15 protein-coding genes are annotated in these 15,568 nt (G+C 62.5%); 9 read left to right on the top strand and 6 right to left on the bottom strand.

Annotated features, from left to right (window positions below; all coding sequences use genetic code 11):
• Positions 1-191 precede the first annotated feature (191 nt).
• The 9 genes from T3A99_RS03870 (at position 192) to T3A99_RS03830 (ending at position 12,690) form a co-directional block, all read left to right on the top strand.
• A complete protein-coding gene (locus tag T3A99_RS03870; protein ID WP_047225799.1) occupies positions 192-1,151 on the top strand; it encodes an AAA family ATPase in 960 nt (319 codons plus the stop codon).
• A gap of 10 nt (positions 1,152-1,161) precedes the next feature.
• A complete protein-coding gene (locus T3A99_RS03865; RefSeq protein ID WP_047225798.1) occupies positions 1,162-2,106 on the top strand; it encodes a DUF58 domain-containing protein in 945 nt (314 codons plus the stop codon).
• Positions 2,103-2,597, top strand: coding sequence for a DUF4381 domain-containing protein (locus tag T3A99_RS03860; protein ID WP_173406911.1), 495 nt, complete (start codon positions 2,103-2,105; stop codon positions 2,595-2,597). Before T3A99_RS03865 ends, T3A99_RS03860 begins: the two co-directional genes overlap by 4 nt.
• Complete coding sequence (locus T3A99_RS03855) at positions 2,590-3,669, top strand: vWA domain-containing protein (RefSeq protein ID WP_173406910.1); 1,080 nt, start codon at positions 2,590-2,592, stop codon at positions 3,667-3,669. Before T3A99_RS03860 ends, T3A99_RS03855 begins: the two co-directional genes overlap by 8 nt.
• Positions 3,666-5,402: a vWA domain-containing protein gene (locus T3A99_RS03850; RefSeq protein ID WP_322833957.1), complete on the top strand. Its 1,737-nt coding sequence runs from the start codon at positions 3,666-3,668 to the stop codon at positions 5,400-5,402. Before T3A99_RS03855 ends, T3A99_RS03850 begins: the two co-directional genes overlap by 4 nt.
• Positions 5,399-7,036 carry a BatD family protein gene (locus T3A99_RS03845; RefSeq protein ID WP_047225794.1) on the top strand — a complete coding sequence of 546 codons (1,638 nt, stop codon included), beginning with the start codon at positions 5,399-5,401 and terminating at the stop codon, positions 7,034-7,036. The genes T3A99_RS03850 and T3A99_RS03845 overlap by 4 nt, the downstream gene beginning before the upstream one ends.
• A 157-nt stretch (positions 7,037-7,193) precedes the next feature.
• Complete coding sequence (locus tag T3A99_RS03840) at positions 7,194-8,438, top strand: exonuclease SbcCD subunit D C-terminal domain-containing protein (protein WP_047225793.1); 1,245 nt, start codon at positions 7,194-7,196, stop codon at positions 8,436-8,438.
• Positions 8,435-12,076 carry an AAA family ATPase gene (locus T3A99_RS03835; RefSeq protein ID WP_322833956.1) on the top strand — a complete coding sequence of 1,214 codons (3,642 nt, stop codon included), beginning with the start codon at positions 8,435-8,437 and terminating at the stop codon, positions 12,074-12,076. Before T3A99_RS03840 ends, T3A99_RS03835 begins: the two co-directional genes overlap by 4 nt.
• Positions 12,073-12,690 carry a glutathione S-transferase gene (locus T3A99_RS03830; RefSeq protein WP_076384453.1) on the top strand — a complete coding sequence of 206 codons (618 nt, stop codon included), beginning with the start codon at positions 12,073-12,075 and terminating at the stop codon, positions 12,688-12,690. Before T3A99_RS03835 ends, T3A99_RS03830 begins: the two co-directional genes overlap by 4 nt.
• A 19-nt stretch (positions 12,691-12,709) precedes the next feature.
• Here T3A99_RS03830 and T3A99_RS03825 read toward each other — a convergent pair whose 3' ends face one another.
• The 6 genes from T3A99_RS03825 to T3A99_RS03800 all read right to left on the bottom strand — a co-directional run bounded on the left by T3A99_RS03825 (position 12,710) and on the right by T3A99_RS03800 (position 15,372).
• On the bottom strand, positions 12,710-12,967 hold the full coding sequence (locus T3A99_RS03825; RefSeq protein WP_076384451.1) for a hypothetical protein: 258 nt from the start codon (positions 12,965-12,967) through the stop codon (positions 12,710-12,712).
• Positions 12,964-13,176: a hypothetical protein gene (locus T3A99_RS03820; protein ID WP_322833955.1), complete on the bottom strand. Its 213-nt coding sequence runs from the start codon at positions 13,174-13,176 to the stop codon at positions 12,964-12,966. Before T3A99_RS03820 ends, T3A99_RS03825 begins: the two co-directional genes overlap by 4 nt.
• A gap of 114 nt (positions 13,177-13,290) precedes the next feature.
• Complete coding sequence (locus T3A99_RS03815) at positions 13,291-13,416, bottom strand: hypothetical protein (RefSeq protein WP_256676792.1); 126 nt, start codon at positions 13,414-13,416, stop codon at positions 13,291-13,293.
• Positions 13,417-13,578: 162 nt separating this feature from the next.
• Positions 13,579-13,758, bottom strand: a complete 180-nt coding sequence (locus tag T3A99_RS03810; protein ID WP_047225788.1) for a hypothetical protein — start codon at positions 13,756-13,758, stop codon at positions 13,579-13,581.
• A gap of 155 nt (positions 13,759-13,913) precedes the next feature.
• A complete protein-coding gene (locus T3A99_RS03805) occupies positions 13,914-15,089 on the bottom strand; it encodes a lactonase family protein (RefSeq protein ID WP_322833954.1) in 1,176 nt (391 codons plus the stop codon).
• Positions 15,076-15,372 carry a DUF5629 family protein gene (locus T3A99_RS03800; protein WP_047225875.1) on the bottom strand — a complete coding sequence of 99 codons (297 nt, stop codon included), beginning with the start codon at positions 15,370-15,372 and terminating at the stop codon, positions 15,076-15,078. The genes T3A99_RS03805 and T3A99_RS03800 overlap by 14 nt, the downstream gene beginning before the upstream one ends.
• Positions 15,373-15,568 lie beyond the last annotated feature (196 nt).

Genomic DNA, 15,568 nt, shown 5'->3' with positions numbered 1-15,568 from the left:
TGCGGGAGCCGATCTGGGGTGTTCATAGAGTCGGTGTTCACCTCAGATCCCCCAATGAATCCAAACCGATCACAAATCCGCACACCAAACAAAATCCCGTTAGTCGCCACCCCCCGCCATGCATTAAAGTAACGCCCCCAGCCCCGACGTTATCCGAACGCCTGGGCCACCCTTTCCAGGAACAGTCACCGATGGAACATCGTGAAGCGCTGCTGGCGCTGCGAACCTTTCTTTCAACGCAGATCCTCGGCCAGGAAAAACTCATCGAGCGTCTGCTCATCGCCCTGCTCGCTGACGGCCACATGCTGGTGGAAGGCGCGCCGGGGCTGGCCAAGACCAAGGCCATCAAAGAGCTGGCCGAGGGCATTGAAGCGCAGTTCCATCGTATTCAGTTCACCCCCGACCTGCTGCCCGCCGACATTACCGGCACGGAAATCTACCGCCCGGAAACCGGCAGTTTCGTGTTCCAGCAGGGGCCGATCTTCCACAACCTGGTGCTGGCGGACGAAATCAACCGTGCCCCGGCCAAGGTCCAGTCGGCCTTGCTCGAAGCAATGGCCGAGCGCCAGGTCAGCGTCGGGCGCAGCACGTACGAGCTGTCGCCCCTGTTTTTGGTGATGGCCACGCAAAACCCGATCGAGCAGGAAGGCACCTACCCGCTGCCCGAGGCCCAGCTCGACCGCTTCCTGATGCACGTCAAGATCGGCTTCCCGGATGCCGCGGTGGAGCGTCGTATTCTGCAGCAGGCCCGAGGTGAAGCGCTGCACGGCGAAACCAAGCCCGAGCGCCGCGTGAGCCAGCAGGCTATTTTCTCCGCTCGCAAGGAGATCCTCGGGTTGTACATGGCCGACGCCGTGGAGGAATATCTGGTGCAACTGGTCATGGCCACCCGTACGCCGGCCAAGTTCGACCCGGAAATGGCCGAATGGATCGCCTACGGCGCCAGCCCGCGAGGCTCCATTGCCCTGGACCGCTGCGCCCGTGCCCACGCCTGGCTCGCCGGCCGCGACTTCGTCAGCCCCGAAGACATCCAGGCCGTGCTGTTCGACGTGCTGCGCCATCGCATCATTCTGTCGTTCGAAGCCGAAGCTGCCGGTATTGACCAGGACCGCGTCGTGCAGCGGATTCTCGACGTCGTCGCCGTCGCTTGAGTAGCCAGCCATGAACAACCCACTGGCGCCCGTACCGGGCATCCGCGTCAGCCTTTCGGAGCTGATCGAGATGCGCCATCGCGTGCGTGAAGTGCAGTTGTTCTCGACGCCGGGCCAACGTAGCCCACTGATCGGCCTGCACCACTCCAAACTGCGCGGGCGCGGCGTGGATTTCGATCAGGTGCGGGTCTATCAGGCCGGCGACGACGTACGCACCATTGACTGGCGCGTGACCGCTCGTACTCAGGAGCCCCACACCAAGCTGTTTCATGAGGAGCGGGAGCGGCCGATCTTCATCATGATCGAGCAAAGCCATCGGCTGTTCTTCGGCTCGGGGCTGATGTTCAAGTCGGTGCTCGCGGCCCAGGCCGCCAGCCTGATCGGCTGGGCCGCCCTGGGGCACAACGACCGGGTCGGCGGGCTGGTGTTCGGAGATAACACCCATTACGAGGTTAAGCCCCGGCGCAGCAAACAGAGCCTTCTGCAACTGCTGAACCGCCTGGTGCGGGTCAATCAATCGCTGCATACCGAGGGCGAAGCGGACCGCGATTCGTTCGGCAACGCCTTGCGCCGGGCCCGGGAAGTATTGCGCCCTGGCAGCCTGGTGATCGTGATTTGCGATGAGCGCGCGCTGTCCGACAGCGCCGAGCAACAGTTGAGCCTGCTGTCACGCCATTGCGACCTGTTGCTGTTGCCGCTTTCGGATCCGCTGGATCACGCCCTGCCCGCCGCCGGATTGCTGCGTTTCGCCCAGCGCGGCGCGCAGTTGGAACTCGACACCCTGAATTTCGAACTGCGCCAGACCTATCGCGCCCAGGCCGAGGCGCGCCAGGAGCGCTGGGAATTGCTGGCCCAGAAGCTGCGGATTCTGCTCATGCCCCTGAGCACCCAGGGCGACATGGTCGAACAGCTACGCGAATACCTGAACCCCAAGCGGTCGGGGAAAAGCCGATGAGCAGTCTCGATCAACTGCAGCCACTGATCACGCCGCCACCCATCGGCTTCTGGCCTCCCGCGCCGGGCTGGTGGCTGCTGCTGGTGGTGTTGCCGTTGCTGGGGTTTGGACTGTGGCAATTGCGCCGGTTCCTTCCCGCCAAGCGCTCCACCGTGCGCGCCGAGCAACCCCTGGACCCGGCGCGCCTGGCCGCGCTGGCGGAACTCGCCCAACTGCCCAAACCCTACGATGGCGCCCCTGCCGGCGCCTGGCTGCAACAGCTCAACGGGCTGCTCAAGCGCCTGTGTCGCAACCACTATCCGTACAGCCAGAGCCACACCCTCAACGGACGTAAATGGCTGGCTTTCCTGGATAACCGCTGCCCGGCGGCAGGCCTGACCCGCTGGATGGTGCTGGTGGAAGGCGCCTATAAACCCGAATGCAAGCTCGATGACAAAGCCATTGCCGGCCTGACCCAAGCCGTCGAAATCTGGATTCGCAAACATGTTTGAGTTCGCCTGGCCGTGGATTTTCGCGCTGTTGCCGCTGCCCTGGCTGATGCGCCTGGTGCTGCCGGCGGCCGACAGTGGCGAGCCGGCCCTCAGGGTCAGTTTCCTGGGCGACCTCGAAGGTCTCGTGGGGCGCCGGGCCCGAAGCAATCTGCCGACCTGGCGTCAGCAGGCACCCTTCATCCTGCTCTGGCTGCTGTTGCTGATTGCCGCTGCCCGCCCGCAATGGTTGGGTGAGCCGTTGCCCATCGCCGCCAGCGGCCGGGACCTGTTGGTGGCGGTGGATGTCTCGGGGTCCATGGACTTTCCCGATATGCGCTGGCAAGACGAAGAAATCAGTCGCCTCGCGCTGGTCCAGCACCTGCTGGGAGATTTTCTCGAGAGCCGCGAAGGTGATCGGGTCGGCCTGATCCTGTTCGGCAGCCAGGCCTACCTCCAGGCACCGCTGACCTTCGATCGTCGCACCGTGCGGCTTTGGCTGGATGAAGCGCGCATCGGCATCGCCGGCAAGAACACCGCTATCGGCGACGCCATCGGCCTGGCGCTCAAGCGCCTGCGTCAACGTCCGGCAAACAGCCGCGTGCTGATCCTGGTGACCGATGGCGCCAACAACGGCGGGGAAATCGACCCGCTGACCGCCGCCCGGCTGGCCGCTGAAGAAGGCGTGAAGATCTACCCGATCGGCATTGGCGCCGATCCGGAAGAAAGTGGCACAGCAGGGTTTGTCGGGGTCAACCCGAGCCTGGACCTCGACGAAGCGACACTCAGGGAAATTGCCCAAGCCACGGGCGGCCAGTATTTCCGCGCCCAGGATGGCCAACAGTTGCTGGCGATCAAGACCACCCTCGACCAGCTCGAACCGGTGACCCAACAGCCGACCCAGGCGCGCCCCGCCCAGGCACTTTACCAATGGCCCCTGGCCGTTGCGCTGCTGCTGAGCGTTTTGCTGGTAGCCCGGGAACGCTGGCCGGACAACCCTCTGCAGCGTCTGTTCACCCAGCCATTGTTCCAACCGGCAGAACATTCCGAGTGGCGCCGGCGACTCAAGCGCATGCGTCTGGGGAAACGCCGATGATCGCTCTCTGGCCACACTGGTTGCGTCCCTGGTTCCTATTGCTGCTGCCTTTGTTGGGGTGGCTGCTGTGGCACCTGTGGCACCGGCAGAAACGCGTGGGCCGCTGGCAAATGATCCTGCCGCCGGCGTTTCATGCCGTGCTGCTCAGTGGCGGCAACGGCCGCGAAAGCAAACTCCCGTGGGTTGCCCTTGGCCTGGGCTGGCTGTTGGTGGTGCTTGCGCTGCTGGGCCCCAGTTGGGCACGGGTCGAACAGACCAGCCAAAAACCCGCCGATCCGCTGGTGGTGGTGCTGGAACTGACTCCGCAAATGCTCGCCGCCGACGTCCCGCCCACGCGTCTGGAGCAAGCCCGGCGCAAGGTGCTGGACTTGCTTCATAGCCGCAGCGACGCCCAGACCGCAATCATCGTCTATTCCGGCAGTGCCCATACGCTGGTGCCGCTGTCCGACGACCTGTCCACCAGCGCCAACCTCCTGGAAGCACTCACCCCCTCGATCATGCCCCAGAACGGCCATCGCGCCGACCTGGCGGTCAACAAGGCCATGGCCCTGCTGGATCAGAGCGGACTTGGTCACGGTCGGATCCTGCTGATAGGTTCATCGTTGAACGAACAGGAACGCGAGCATATCCGCCAGATCCTCGATGGATCTGCCACGCAATTGCTGATGCTGGGCATCGGAACACGCGAAGGCGCCCCGGTAACCCAGGAAGATGGCAGTTACCTCAAGGATGCCCAGGGCGCGATTCTGGTACCGCGCCTGGACAGCCCGAGCCTCAAGTCCTTCCTCAATGAGCTGGACGGCCGCTATCGTCCGGCGCGCCTGGACGATAGCGACCTGCGTGGCCTGGGGCTGCTGGACGGCCCTCGCCATTTGCGCAGCGACGGTCAGACGTTGCGCCTGGATACCTGGGCGGACCATGGCTACTGGCTGCTCCTGCCGCTGTTGTTGCTGGCCGCCTGCGCCGGACGGCGCGGCTGGCTGTTCTGCCTGCCGTGGGTGTTCATGGTGCCGCAAACCGGTCATGCCTTCGAACTCCAGGACCTGTGGCTGCGCCCCGATCAACAGGGCCAGCACCTGCTCAAGCAGAAGCGTCCGGCCGAGGCCGCCGCCCACTTCGAGGACCACCAATGGCAAGGTGTGGCCCTGTATGAAGCCGGTGCCTACAGCGAAGCCGCTCGCCGCTTTGCCGAGGGCAACGACGCCCGCGCCCACTACAATCGCGGCAACGCCCTGGCCAAAAGCGGCGAACTGGACGCCGCGCTGGATGCGTACGAGCAAGCCCTGGAATTGCAACCGGACCTGCGTCCCGCCCAAACCAACAAAGCGCTGGTGCAGAGCCTGCTCAAAGAGCAGACGGCAAAACCTGCCGAACCTGAGCCCAGTGAAAGTGAGCAGCCAGGGCCCGCCGAGCAAGCACCGAACGCCAATGCCCAGGCACAAAGTTCTGCGCCGGGACAGCCCTCCTCCGAAGCGACCGCGACACCGGAACAATCCCAGGGCCCCCAGGCAGCGCAACCGCCTGGTGCCCAGGATGTGCCGGGCAGCGAGTTGCCTGATGAGCGGACCACGACCCCACCACTGCGCCCCGCGGCCGGCCAGCGCAACGACGAAGAACAGCGCCAGGCACTGGAACAATGGCTGCGCCAGATCCCGGATAATCCGGGCGAACTGCTCAGACGTAAATTCTGGTATGAACAGCAAAGCCATCAGGCCCAGGGAAAAACCCCATGACCCGCTTCACCGCCTACCTCCTCGTGTTGCTGCTCTGGGCATCTGGAACCCAGGCCGTACAGTTGACTGCCAGTGTGGATCGCGGGCGCCTGAATTCCGGGGAGACCGTGGAACTGACCCTGGAGTCCAATGACGCCACACTGTTCGGCAAACCCGACCTGAGCCCGCTCCAGGCGCTGTTCGAAGTGCGCGGCACCCGCCAGGTCAACCAACTGACGACTCTTGATGGCGAGAATCGCGCCACCACCCGCTGGATCGTCACCCTGCTGCCGCGCCAAAGTGGCACCGTGGTCATTCCGCCCCTGCAATTGGGCGAAGTGACCAGCCAACCGATCACCCTGCAAGTGATCGAAAGCGAAACGCGCAATGAGCCGGGCAAACTGGCCCCGGTGTTCATCGAGGCCAGCCTCGACCAGACCGACGTCTATGTGCAGGCACAGGCGATCCTGACCTTGCGCATCTACCATTCGGTGTCGCTGTACGACGACAGCAGCCTGACACCGCTGCACATTCCCGATGCCCGTACCGAGCAACTGGGCGAATCACGCACCTACGAAAAGGTCATCAACAACGTACGCCACGGCGTGATCGAACTGCGCTACGGCATCTACCCCCAACGCAGCGGCGAACTGATGATCCCGGCCCAGACCTTCAGCGCCACCCTGGTCGAGCCGGTGGCCCAGGGAACCGCGCCGTCGGGGCCCAAGCCCGGCCAGTTGATGCGGGTCAGCTCCGAGCAACTGCGCCTGACCGTCAACCCCAAGCCCGCCAGCTACCCGGCAGATGTGCCCTGGCTGCCGGCGCGCAGCCTTTCCTTGAGCGAGAGCTGGAGCCCGGAACCAACCCACAGCCAGGTGGGTGACTCCCTGACCCGCAGCCTGACCCTGGAAGCCGAGGGTCTGGCCAGCGCCCAGCTACCGCCCCTGCCAGCCACTGAAATCAGCGGCCTGCGGCGCTACCCCGACCAACCGGTACTCAGCAGTCGCAGCAGCGAGCGCGGTTTGGTGGGCAGCCGTGAAGACCGCGAGGCCCTGGTGCCCAACCGCAGCGGCACCATTGAATTGCCGCCGGTGGAAGTGGTTTGGTGGAACACCCGGGAAGACCACCTGGACCGCACCAGCCTTCCAGCGCGGACCCTGCAAGTGGCGAACAATCCGAGCCTGATGGTGGACACGCCAACAAGCACACCTCAGATTGTGACGATCGTCGACAGCGACACCTTGCGGTATTGGCAATTGAGCACTTTCATCCTGGCCTGCACCACGCTGCTGGGCTTGGGCCTGTGGTGGCGCGCCCGTTCGCAGCCGGCCATCCTGCGCGCGACCCAGGCCGGGCCGAGCCCGCGGACCTTGCTGGACGACCTCAAGCGTGCCTGCCTGGCCAACGACTCCCACGCTACACGCCAGGCGCTGGACGCCTGGGCTCGCCAGCAACCGGAAACCCTGGCCGACATGGCCGCGCGCTTCGTGCCACTGTCCGACGCCCTGGATGGCCTCAACGGCGCGCTCTACAGCGAAACGGGTCAGTATTGGCAGGGCGAAGATCTGTGGCGAGCCATTCGTACCATTCCCGCTGCGGAAGGCTTCCAGGACCCGGCCGGCGACAGTGGCTTGCCACCGCTCTACCCCAAGTGATCCCTTTGCGGGACATAGCGCTTCTGTGGCTCGCCACAGGAGTGGCGCCAACTCATTTGGAGAAATTGCCCGGTTTCTCTCCTCTGTTTCCCAGTAAACTCTCCATCTTTTAGCCGCCTCTCTTCCCGCGGCCATCATCTGTTTTCTGGAGTTCATCTTGCGTCTGTTCCACACCTCCGACTGGCACCTTGGGCAAAACCTGCACGGTCAGGAACGCGACTTCGAACACGCCTGTTTCCTTGACTGGCTGCTGCGTCAGTTGACCAGTGAAAAGCCCGACGTGCTGCTGATTGCCGGGGATATCTTCGACACGGTGAACCCGCCGGTCAAAGCCCAGGAGCGGCTGTACGACTTCATCGTCAGTGCCCATGAACAAAACGCCAATCTGACCATTGTGATGATCGCCGGCAACCACGACTCCGGTTCGCGTATCGAACTACCGGCGCCGCTGATGCGTCGGTTGCGCACCCATGCCCTGGGCCGGGTGTTGTGGCTGGACGACGGGCAATTGGACGTCGAGCGCTTGCTGCTGCCGTTGCCCGACGCCAAGGGCAAGGTCAAGGCCTGGTGCCTGGCCCTGCCATTCCTGCGGCCTGCCGAGGTGACCGGCGCACAACTGGGTGACGATTACCTGCGGGGCATCGGTCAGGTCCATGAATGGCTGATCGCCGCCGCCAACGACAAACGCAAGAAGGGCCAGGCACTGATCGCCATCAGCCACGCCCACATGGCCGGCGGCTCGGTGTCCGAGGATTCCGAGCGCAGCCTGATCATTGGCAACGCCGAGGCCCTGCCCGCCAGCCTGTTCGGCCCGAGCATCAGCTACGTCGCCCTCGGCCATTTGCACAAACCACAAAAGGTCAACGGCGAAGAGCGCATCCGCTACAGCGGCTCGCCGATTCCATTGTCATTTTCGGAAATCGGTTATCAGCATCAGATTCTCGATATCACCCTGGAAGGCGAAACCCTGGTCAAAGTCGAGCCACGGCTGATTCCCCGGGCCGTCAATCTGCAGCGCCTGGGCCCGGCACCCCTGGCCGATATTCTGGTGCAACTCAAGGACCTGCCGGACATCGACCTGTTGGCCGATGTCCAGCGCCAGCCCTGGCTGGAGGTGCGGGTGCGCCTCGATGAGCCGCAGCCTGACCTGCGCCATCAAGTGGAAACCGCCCTGCAAGGCAAAGCCGTGCGCCTGGTGCGGATCGCCGCCGAATACGCCGGCAACGGCGGCAGCACAAACGTCGATGACGGCGCCGCGTTGGTGGAACTGGATCAGTTGAGCCCGCAGGAATTGTTCAGCCGCGCCTGGCAGGACACCTACGGCAACGAAGTGGACGAACAGACTCTCAAGGATTTTGCCGTGCTGTTGCAAGACGTGCAGATGGAGGGTGAGCAGCCATGAAAATTCTCGCGATCCGTCTCAAGAACCTCGCGTCGCTGGCAGGGCCCTTCGAAATAGACTTCACCGCCGAACCGCTTGCCAGTGCAGGCCTGTTCGCCATCACCGGCCCCACGGGCGCCGGTAAAAGCACCCTGCTCGACGCGTTGTGCCTGGCGCTGTTCGGCGCCGTGCCGCGCCTCAGCAACACCGGGCGCGACGCCAAGGTGCCGGACGCCGACGGCGAAATCGCTACGGGCGATCCGCGTACGCTGTTGCGCCGTGGTACCGGCGATGGTTACGCCGAAGTGGATTTTCGCGGCATCGACGGCCGTCGCTACCGGGCGCGCTGGGAAGCCAATCGCGCCCGGGAAAAGGCCGGTGGCAAGCTGCAAGCCAGCCGCCAGAGCCTGCGGGATCTGGACAACGATCAGTTGCTGGCGAGTCAGAAAGGCGAATACAAAGCCCAGCTCGAAGCCGCCCTGGGCTTGAACTTTGAACAGTTCACCCGTGCCGTGTTGCTGGCCCAGAGCGAGTTCAGTGCATTCCTCAAGGCCGACGACAACGACCGCAGCGAGCTGCTGGAAAAGCTCACTGATACCGCCCTGTATACCCGATTGGGCCGGCGCGCCTTCGACAAGGCCAAGCAAGCCAGAGAGTCCCACAAGCAATTGCAGGACCAGGCCACCGGCGTCACACCACTGACCCCAGAGGCCCGCGCCGAACTGGACCAGCGCTTCAACGAAGCCCAGCAACAGCTCAAGACCCAACAGGCGCAACTCAAGCAACTGGAGCAGCAACACACCTGGCTTAAGGAACTGCGCCAGTTGCAAGAGCAACGGGCCAGCGCCGCCGAGCAACTGCAACAGGCCCAAACTGACTGGGACGCCCTGGCCGACGAACGCCTGAAGCTGACCCGCCTGGAACAACTCGCGCCGCAACGGCATCAGTTCATCCGCCAGACGGAACTGACCCGGCAGCTCGAACCCCTGGCCGTACAGGTTCAGCAGCTCACCCAGCAGCAGATCGATCTGCATGAACGCCAGGCCGAGCTGGAGAAAGGCCTGGGCGTTGCGCAACTGGCGCTGACCGCAGCCCGACAACACAGCACCGACAGCGCCCCCTTGCTGCGCCAGGCCTTTGAAGAACAAGGCACCCTCGCCCGCCTCGACAAGGAGGCTCGCCAAAGCGCCGAACGCCAGGAGCAGGCACAACACGCCTGTAGCGAAGGCCAGCGCACCATCGACACGCTGCTTGAGCAGCAAAAACAGGTGGCCGAGCGCTTGCAGCGAATCGCCGGGGAGCTTGAACAAAGCACTCACCTGGCGCCGTTGAGCGACGCCTGGCAGGCCTATCGTGATCGCCTCCAACAGCTGATGCTGATTGGCAATCGCCTGAACCAGGGTCAGGTTGAACTCGCCACCCTGGAGCAAAATGCCGCCCACGCCGCCGAGCACCTGGCAACCCACCGGCAAAACCTCGAAGTGCTCTACAAGGAAGCCGACGCCGAACCGCAAGCGGTGGCCGAGCAGATCCAGTTGCTCGCTAATCTGCTGCAAGACAATCGCAAGCAACTGCGTGCATTCGAGGATCTGACGCGGCTCTGGGCCAGCCAGCAAGAGCTGGACAAGCGAGGTGCCGAGCTTGAACAGCGCCAGCAACAGGCGTTGCAGGAACGCGACCGATTGGTACGCGAAGGCAGCGAAGCCAAGGCCGAACTGGCGATTGCCGAACAGACCCTGAGCGTCACCCGCCAACTGCTGGAGCGTCAGCGCCTGGCCCGCAGCGAAAGCGTCGAACAACTGCGTGAACAGCTCAAGGATGACCAGCCATGCCCGGTGTGTGGCAGCGTCGAGCATCCTTACCATCAGCCCGAAGCCTTGCTGCAAAGCCTGGGGCGTTTTGATGAAACCGAAGAGGCCAATGCACGCAAAGCCGTCGAGTCGCTCCATGAAAAAGTCATCGACCTGCGCGCGCAATACAGCGGCGTCATCGCCCAGCTCAAAGAACTCAAGCAGCAACAGGAACAGCTCGCCAGCCAGCATCAAAGTCTGGCGCCCAGCCTTGAAGGCCATCCGCTCTCGGCGCAACTGCTGGCCCAGGATGCGGCCAAACGCGACGCCTGGCTGGACCAGCAAAGCAGTCAGCTCAACCTGCGTATCAGCCAGGACGAACAACGCCAGGCCGCCCTGCTGACGCTGCAACAGGACGCCGCGCGCCTGGCGCAGCAATTGCGCGAGGCTGAAACTGCGCATCAGCAGGCATCACTGCACCTGAACAACCAACAACAGGAGCTGGCCCGGGATCGCCAGCGCCTGGACGAGGAACTGAGCCACTTCAGTACGCTGTTGCCGGCAGACACACTACAGGCCCTGCGCACCGAGCCGGCCGCGACCTTCATGCAGCTTGACCAGCAGATCGCTCAACGCCTGGCGCACCTGGAACAGCAACGCGACGAACTCAGCGAGCAGCTTCAGCGTCAGCAGGCCCTGGAGAAAGAGCAGGATCGCCAGCAAACCCGCCTCCAACAGTTGGAGTTGGCGCAACGGCAACTGAGCGCCCTGACGGAACAACAGCAGGCCTGCCAGCAGCGGCTCAAGCAATTGCTGGGCGAACACACCAGCGCCGAACAGTGGCAGCAGCAACTCGACCAAGCCCTGGAACAGGCCCACAGCGCCGAAACAGCGGCCAATCAACAACTGCAAGCGCTACGCCACAACCGGGTGGAACTGGCCGCCGAACTCAAGGCCCGCCAGGAACAGACCCAAGCGCTGGACACTGAACACACGGCCCTGGCCGCCAGCATCGCACAATGGCGCGCCAGCCACCCGGAACTGAATGATGCCTCTCTGGCCGCCTTGCTTGACCTGGACGAGCAAAGTGTCGGCCAACTGCGTCAACAACTGCTCAACAGCGAAAAAGCCATTGAGCAAGCCCGCGTGTTGCTCACTGAGCGCGAGCAGCGCCTGCAACACCATCAGGCCCAGCACAACGGCAACCTGGAATCTGAACAACTGGCCCAGGCCCTCACCGAACTTCAAAGCCAATTTACCGCCAGCGAGCAGCACTGCGCCGAACTACGCGCCGAACAGGCCGAGGACCAGCGCAGGCAGAACGCCAACCAGGCCCTGGCCCAGCAGATCGAACAGGCTCATACCGAGTACCAGCGCTGGGCACGGCTCGATGCGCTGATCGGTTCGGCCACCGGCGACCGCTTCCGCAAGCTGGCGCAGGCGTACAACCTCGATTTGCTGGTGCATCACGCCAACGTGCAGCTACGACAACTGGTGCGCCGCTACCGGCTCAAACGCGGTGGCAGCATGTTGGGGCTTCTGGTGATGGACACAGAGATGGGCGATGAGCTGCGCTCGGTGCATTCGTTGTCCGGCGGTGAAACCTTCCTGGTTTCCCTGGCCTTGGCGCTGGGCCTGGCCTCGATGGCGTCCAGCACGCTGAAAATCGAATCGCTGTTCATTGACGAAGGCTTTGGCAGCCTGGACCCCGAATCGCTGCAACTGGCCATGGATGCTCTCGACGGTTTGCAAGCCCAGGGACGCAAGGTTGCGGTGATTTCCCACGTGCAGGAAATGCATGAGCGGATCCCGGTGCAGATCCAGGTTCGTCGTCAAGGGAATGGCTTGAGTACCGTGGAGGTGAAATGAGCCGCGCCACGCTCTACTCGTTCCGGCGTTGTCCCTACGCGATGCGAGCGCGCATGGCGTTGCGCTACAGCGCGGTCGATTTGAACATTGTCGAAGTCAGCCTCAAGGCCAAGCCGCCCGAGATGCTGGCGCTTTCCAGCAAGGGCACGGTCCCGGTGCTGCAGGTCAATGGCAAGGTGATTGATGAAAGCCTGGAGATCATGCACTGGGCCCTGGCGCAGCATGATCCGGATAATTGGAGATTGCTTGGCGACCTCGAAGGCCAGGCGTTGACGGCCGCGTTGATCGAGGAAAACGACCAGGTCTTCAAGCTTCATCTGAACCGCTACAAATACCCCGAGCGCCATCCCGAGTATCCATTGGAACATTATCGGGCCGAGGGCGAGGTCTTCTTGCGCAGGCTGGAAGCGTTGCTTGAAACCCGAGCATTTCTGGCAGCGGCTCACCAGAGCCTGGCCGACGTGGCGGTGATGCCGTTCGTACGGCAGTTTGCTCATGTCGACCGGGAATGGTTTGCCGCAGCGCCCTACCCTCGCCTACAGCGTTGGCTGCAAGGCTTGCTGGATTCCGAGTTGTTCGTGGCGATCATGGCCAAGCAATCACCCACCCGGTGAACAGCTTTTGTGGCTTGCTTCAGGCAGCCACGCTGCACATGCGCACCACTGCACAATCGACCTGAAAAGGCCCGAAGAGGGCAAGCCTAGGCTTGACCGGCGGATTCCCCACCAACGCCCCCAAAGCCTTGGCGGTCAGGATGTTGTGCGCGATGTTGTGGTTGCACTCGATGGTCCGCGCCAGAGATCCCGCCGAGGCTTGCCCCAGACCCAGCAATGAAAAACCATTGGTGATGAACGCCAGGAATGCGATCACCCAAAACTTGCTTCTGTTCATGCGCCGACCGCCCCTTTTGCGGCGCCATGCTCGAGCGCGGCGCGGGCAACCGGGGAACCATAATGAACAGAAGGCCGGGCGGCCTGGAGAGAGGTTTCGGCAGAGCCTTGGTATTGGGCACCGAGGCTGACCACCAACACCATCGCCACGTACAGGCCGATGGCGATGTACGCGCCGTGTCTGGCAGAAGATAGGATTGCGCTGGCCATGGGGTTCTCCGTGGGCATGTTTCAGTGCCCACAGAATCAATCAACTAAACCGATTTTAATAGCGACAAATACGCATAGTGTCTATCAGTTTTATTGATTACTAATCCAAACAGATCAGTCCCTAAGCAGGCTCAATAATCGCTCACGAGCAGCGTCCGGCTCGCCGGGGGTCGGCTGGGCGGCCGAAACAATGGGGGTGGAATAGAGAAACAGCAGCATCATTGCCAGACGCATCGCCATAGTGTCGATCTCTTGTTGGAGAAGGAGTCAATTTACTAGCGTCAAATTTAAACACATGGCCATGTGATATTACAGCGGGTTTTTCGTAGGAGCAGGCAAAGCCTGCGATTTTTTCTCTTTTTCAAAGATGAAAAGATCGCAGGCTTCAGTCTTCAGCGCGGTTCAGTGTTGGGTCTTGTGGTCCAGGGCGGCGTAGAAGTTGGCGCTCTGTTGCAGGTATTTTTCGGTATAGCTCTGGGTGCGATTTTTCTTGTCGCTGATTTCAATGTTGGCACTGGCTGGCAGCGCTACGGTGGCGGAGATAGCGGAAGCAGCGATCACGGAGAAGAGATTCAGATTCATGTCGATAGTCCTCGGATGAGTTGGCTTGCCTGCCCGGTTGGGCCGTGAAGCAAACTTACGCGCCGAGGCATCTCGCTTTGAAATGCTTTGCAACACTAGCGAATATCAGTCTTGTTGATACAGCGACGCAGGCCCCGAAAATCGGGGCCTGCGCTTTACTGAGGGAGCATGAATTTCAAGTCGCTCGGCGCATCCATCGCCAGCTTTTGCACGGTTTTACCCAGCAGGCCGGTCTTGGGGTCACGCTCGAGAACCACGATCTGGTTGCTCTTCTGATTGGCGATCAGCAGGAATTTCCCGCTCGGATCGAGGCTGAATTCCCGCGGATGATCCCCCTCCACAGAGCGGCGCTGAAGCTCTGTCAGCGTGCCGGCAGTCGGGTCGATGGCGAACACCAGCACTTCGTTGGTGGTGCCACGATTGCTGACGTACAGGAACTTGCCATCCTTGGAGGCATGCAGCGCTGCCGCCGCCCTACCGGGCTGTGGTTTGCCCGCTGCCAAGTCGACCAGTTGCCGCTGGGTCAAACGCCCGTCCTGATAATCGAACACCGCCACCTGGGCGCTCATTTCCATGGTCAGCCACGCATGCTTGCCGTCGGCGCTGAACAGCAGATGACGCGGGCCGCTGCCGGGCGGCAACTGCACGAAGGCCGGATCGGCGGCGGTCAGTGGCAGTTCGGGGTTGGCCTTGGGGTCGTAGCGGTAGATGAACACCTTGTCCGCCCCCAGGTCGCTGGCGAACACGTACTTGCCATCGGGCGAAGACACGGCCGAGTGCACATGGGCGGACATCTGCCGCTCGGGATTGATCCGACTCGGCTGATGGCTGCTCACTTGCACCACCGGCGACAGCTTACCGTCGGTTCCCACCGGCAACACCGCCAGGGTGCCTCCCGGGTCTTCCACCACCGAGTAGTTGCTGACCAGCAAATGTCGACCATCGCCGCTGAGGCTCGAATGAGTCGGTTCGTTGCCCAATGACTGCACCTGACTGATCAGGCTCAGCTCATGGGTCTTCGGATCAATGGCGTAGCTGCTGACCTTGCCCACCGGGTCTTTTTGCCCCGGCCCGTTTTCATTCACCACGAACAGCCGGCTCATGTCCTTGGAAAGGGTCAGCCACGATGGGTTGTCGGTCTTGATCACTTGCAACGGCTGGGCATCGAGCTGGCCGTTGCGGCTGTCGAATTGCAGGCGGTAGATGCCCTGGCTCTGGCCGGCGGTATAGGAACCCACCAACAGTTGATGGCGCTCATCGGTCTCTGCCTGGACGCCCATGGCACCCACGCTACCGGCCATCAACAAGGGCCAGAAACTACGCATCCTCATGTGTGTCTTCCTCATCGTCGTGGCCGCTGGTCGCTTCCACGCACTCCAAGTGGTGGTCGCCCGAATCGCTGGTGATGATCCAGTGTTTCTTGACCTCGTCGAACGTCGCGGCCTCCATCTGCGCAGGCGTGAAGCGCCAATGCTCAAGGGTGCGACCGTTCATGCACTCGACGTGCAACTGGTCTTGTTCGTCGAGGGAAAAATCGAATGCGTGCAGCCCGTCGATGATCAGCATGTCGCAGGTTTCGAGGGCGTGCAGCAGGGTGTCGGTCAAGGCAGTCATGGCGATCAGTCGGTCATTGGGAAAGTGTCATGATAACCCAATGTGGGAGTGGGCCTTGGGCCAAAAGGTTCGAAAGCACGGTCAACTGCCAGATCGCCATCGCGAGCAGGCTCGCTCCCACAATTGGATTTGCAGCGAACACACATCTTGTATTCACCACCCATCCACTGTGGGAGCGAGCCCGCTCGCGATAGCG

Origin of the sequence: Pseudomonas sp. N-137 (assembly GCF_034555295.1) — a bacterium.
GTDB classification, from domain to species: domain Bacteria; phylum Pseudomonadota; class Gammaproteobacteria; order Pseudomonadales; family Pseudomonadaceae; genus Aquipseudomonas; species Aquipseudomonas rhizophila.
This window is presented reverse-complemented; position numbering and strand designations above follow the sequence as displayed.

What these genes read in the sequence shown, in the direction of transcription:
- T3A99_RS03870 (WP_047225799.1), top strand. Translation starts at nt 192, where the DNA reads ATGGAACATCGTGAAGCGCTGCTGGCGCTGCGAACCTTTCTTTCAACG.
- T3A99_RS03865 (WP_047225798.1), top strand. Translation starts at nt 1,162, where the DNA reads ATGAACAACCCACTGGCGCCCGTACCGGGCATCCGCGTCAGCCTTTCG.
- T3A99_RS03860 (WP_173406911.1), top strand. Translation starts at nt 2,103, where the DNA reads ATGAGCAGTCTCGATCAACTGCAGCCACTGATCACGCCGCCACCCATC.
- T3A99_RS03855 (WP_173406910.1), top strand. Translation starts at nt 2,590, where the DNA reads ATGTTTGAGTTCGCCTGGCCGTGGATTTTCGCGCTGTTGCCGCTGCCC.
- T3A99_RS03850 (WP_322833957.1), top strand. Translation starts at nt 3,666, where the DNA reads ATGATCGCTCTCTGGCCACACTGGTTGCGTCCCTGGTTCCTATTGCTG.
- T3A99_RS03845 (WP_047225794.1), top strand. Translation starts at nt 5,399, where the DNA reads ATGACCCGCTTCACCGCCTACCTCCTCGTGTTGCTGCTCTGGGCATCT.
- T3A99_RS03835 (WP_322833956.1), top strand. Translation starts at nt 8,435, where the DNA reads ATGAAAATTCTCGCGATCCGTCTCAAGAACCTCGCGTCGCTGGCAGGG.
- T3A99_RS03830 (WP_076384453.1), top strand. Translation starts at nt 12,073, where the DNA reads ATGAGCCGCGCCACGCTCTACTCGTTCCGGCGTTGTCCCTACGCGATG.
- T3A99_RS03825 (WP_076384451.1), bottom strand. Translation starts at nt 12,967, where the DNA reads ATGAACAGAAGCAAGTTTTGGGTGATCGCATTCCTGGCGTTCATCACC.
- T3A99_RS03820 (WP_322833955.1), bottom strand. Translation starts at nt 13,176, where the DNA reads ATGGCCAGCGCAATCCTATCTTCTGCCAGACACGGCGCGTACATCGCC.
- T3A99_RS03815 (WP_256676792.1), bottom strand. Translation starts at nt 13,416, where the DNA reads ATGGCGATGCGTCTGGCAATGATGCTGCTGTTTCTCTATTCCACCCCC.
- T3A99_RS03810 (WP_047225788.1), bottom strand. Translation starts at nt 13,758, where the DNA reads ATGAATCTGAATCTCTTCTCCGTGATCGCTGCTTCCGCTATCTCCGCC.
- T3A99_RS03805 (WP_322833954.1), bottom strand. Translation starts at nt 15,089, where the DNA reads ATGAGGATGCGTAGTTTCTGGCCCTTGTTGATGGCCGGTAGCGTGGGT.
- T3A99_RS03800 (WP_047225875.1), bottom strand. Translation starts at nt 15,372, where the DNA reads ATGACTGCCTTGACCGACACCCTGCTGCACGCCCTCGAAACCTGCGAC.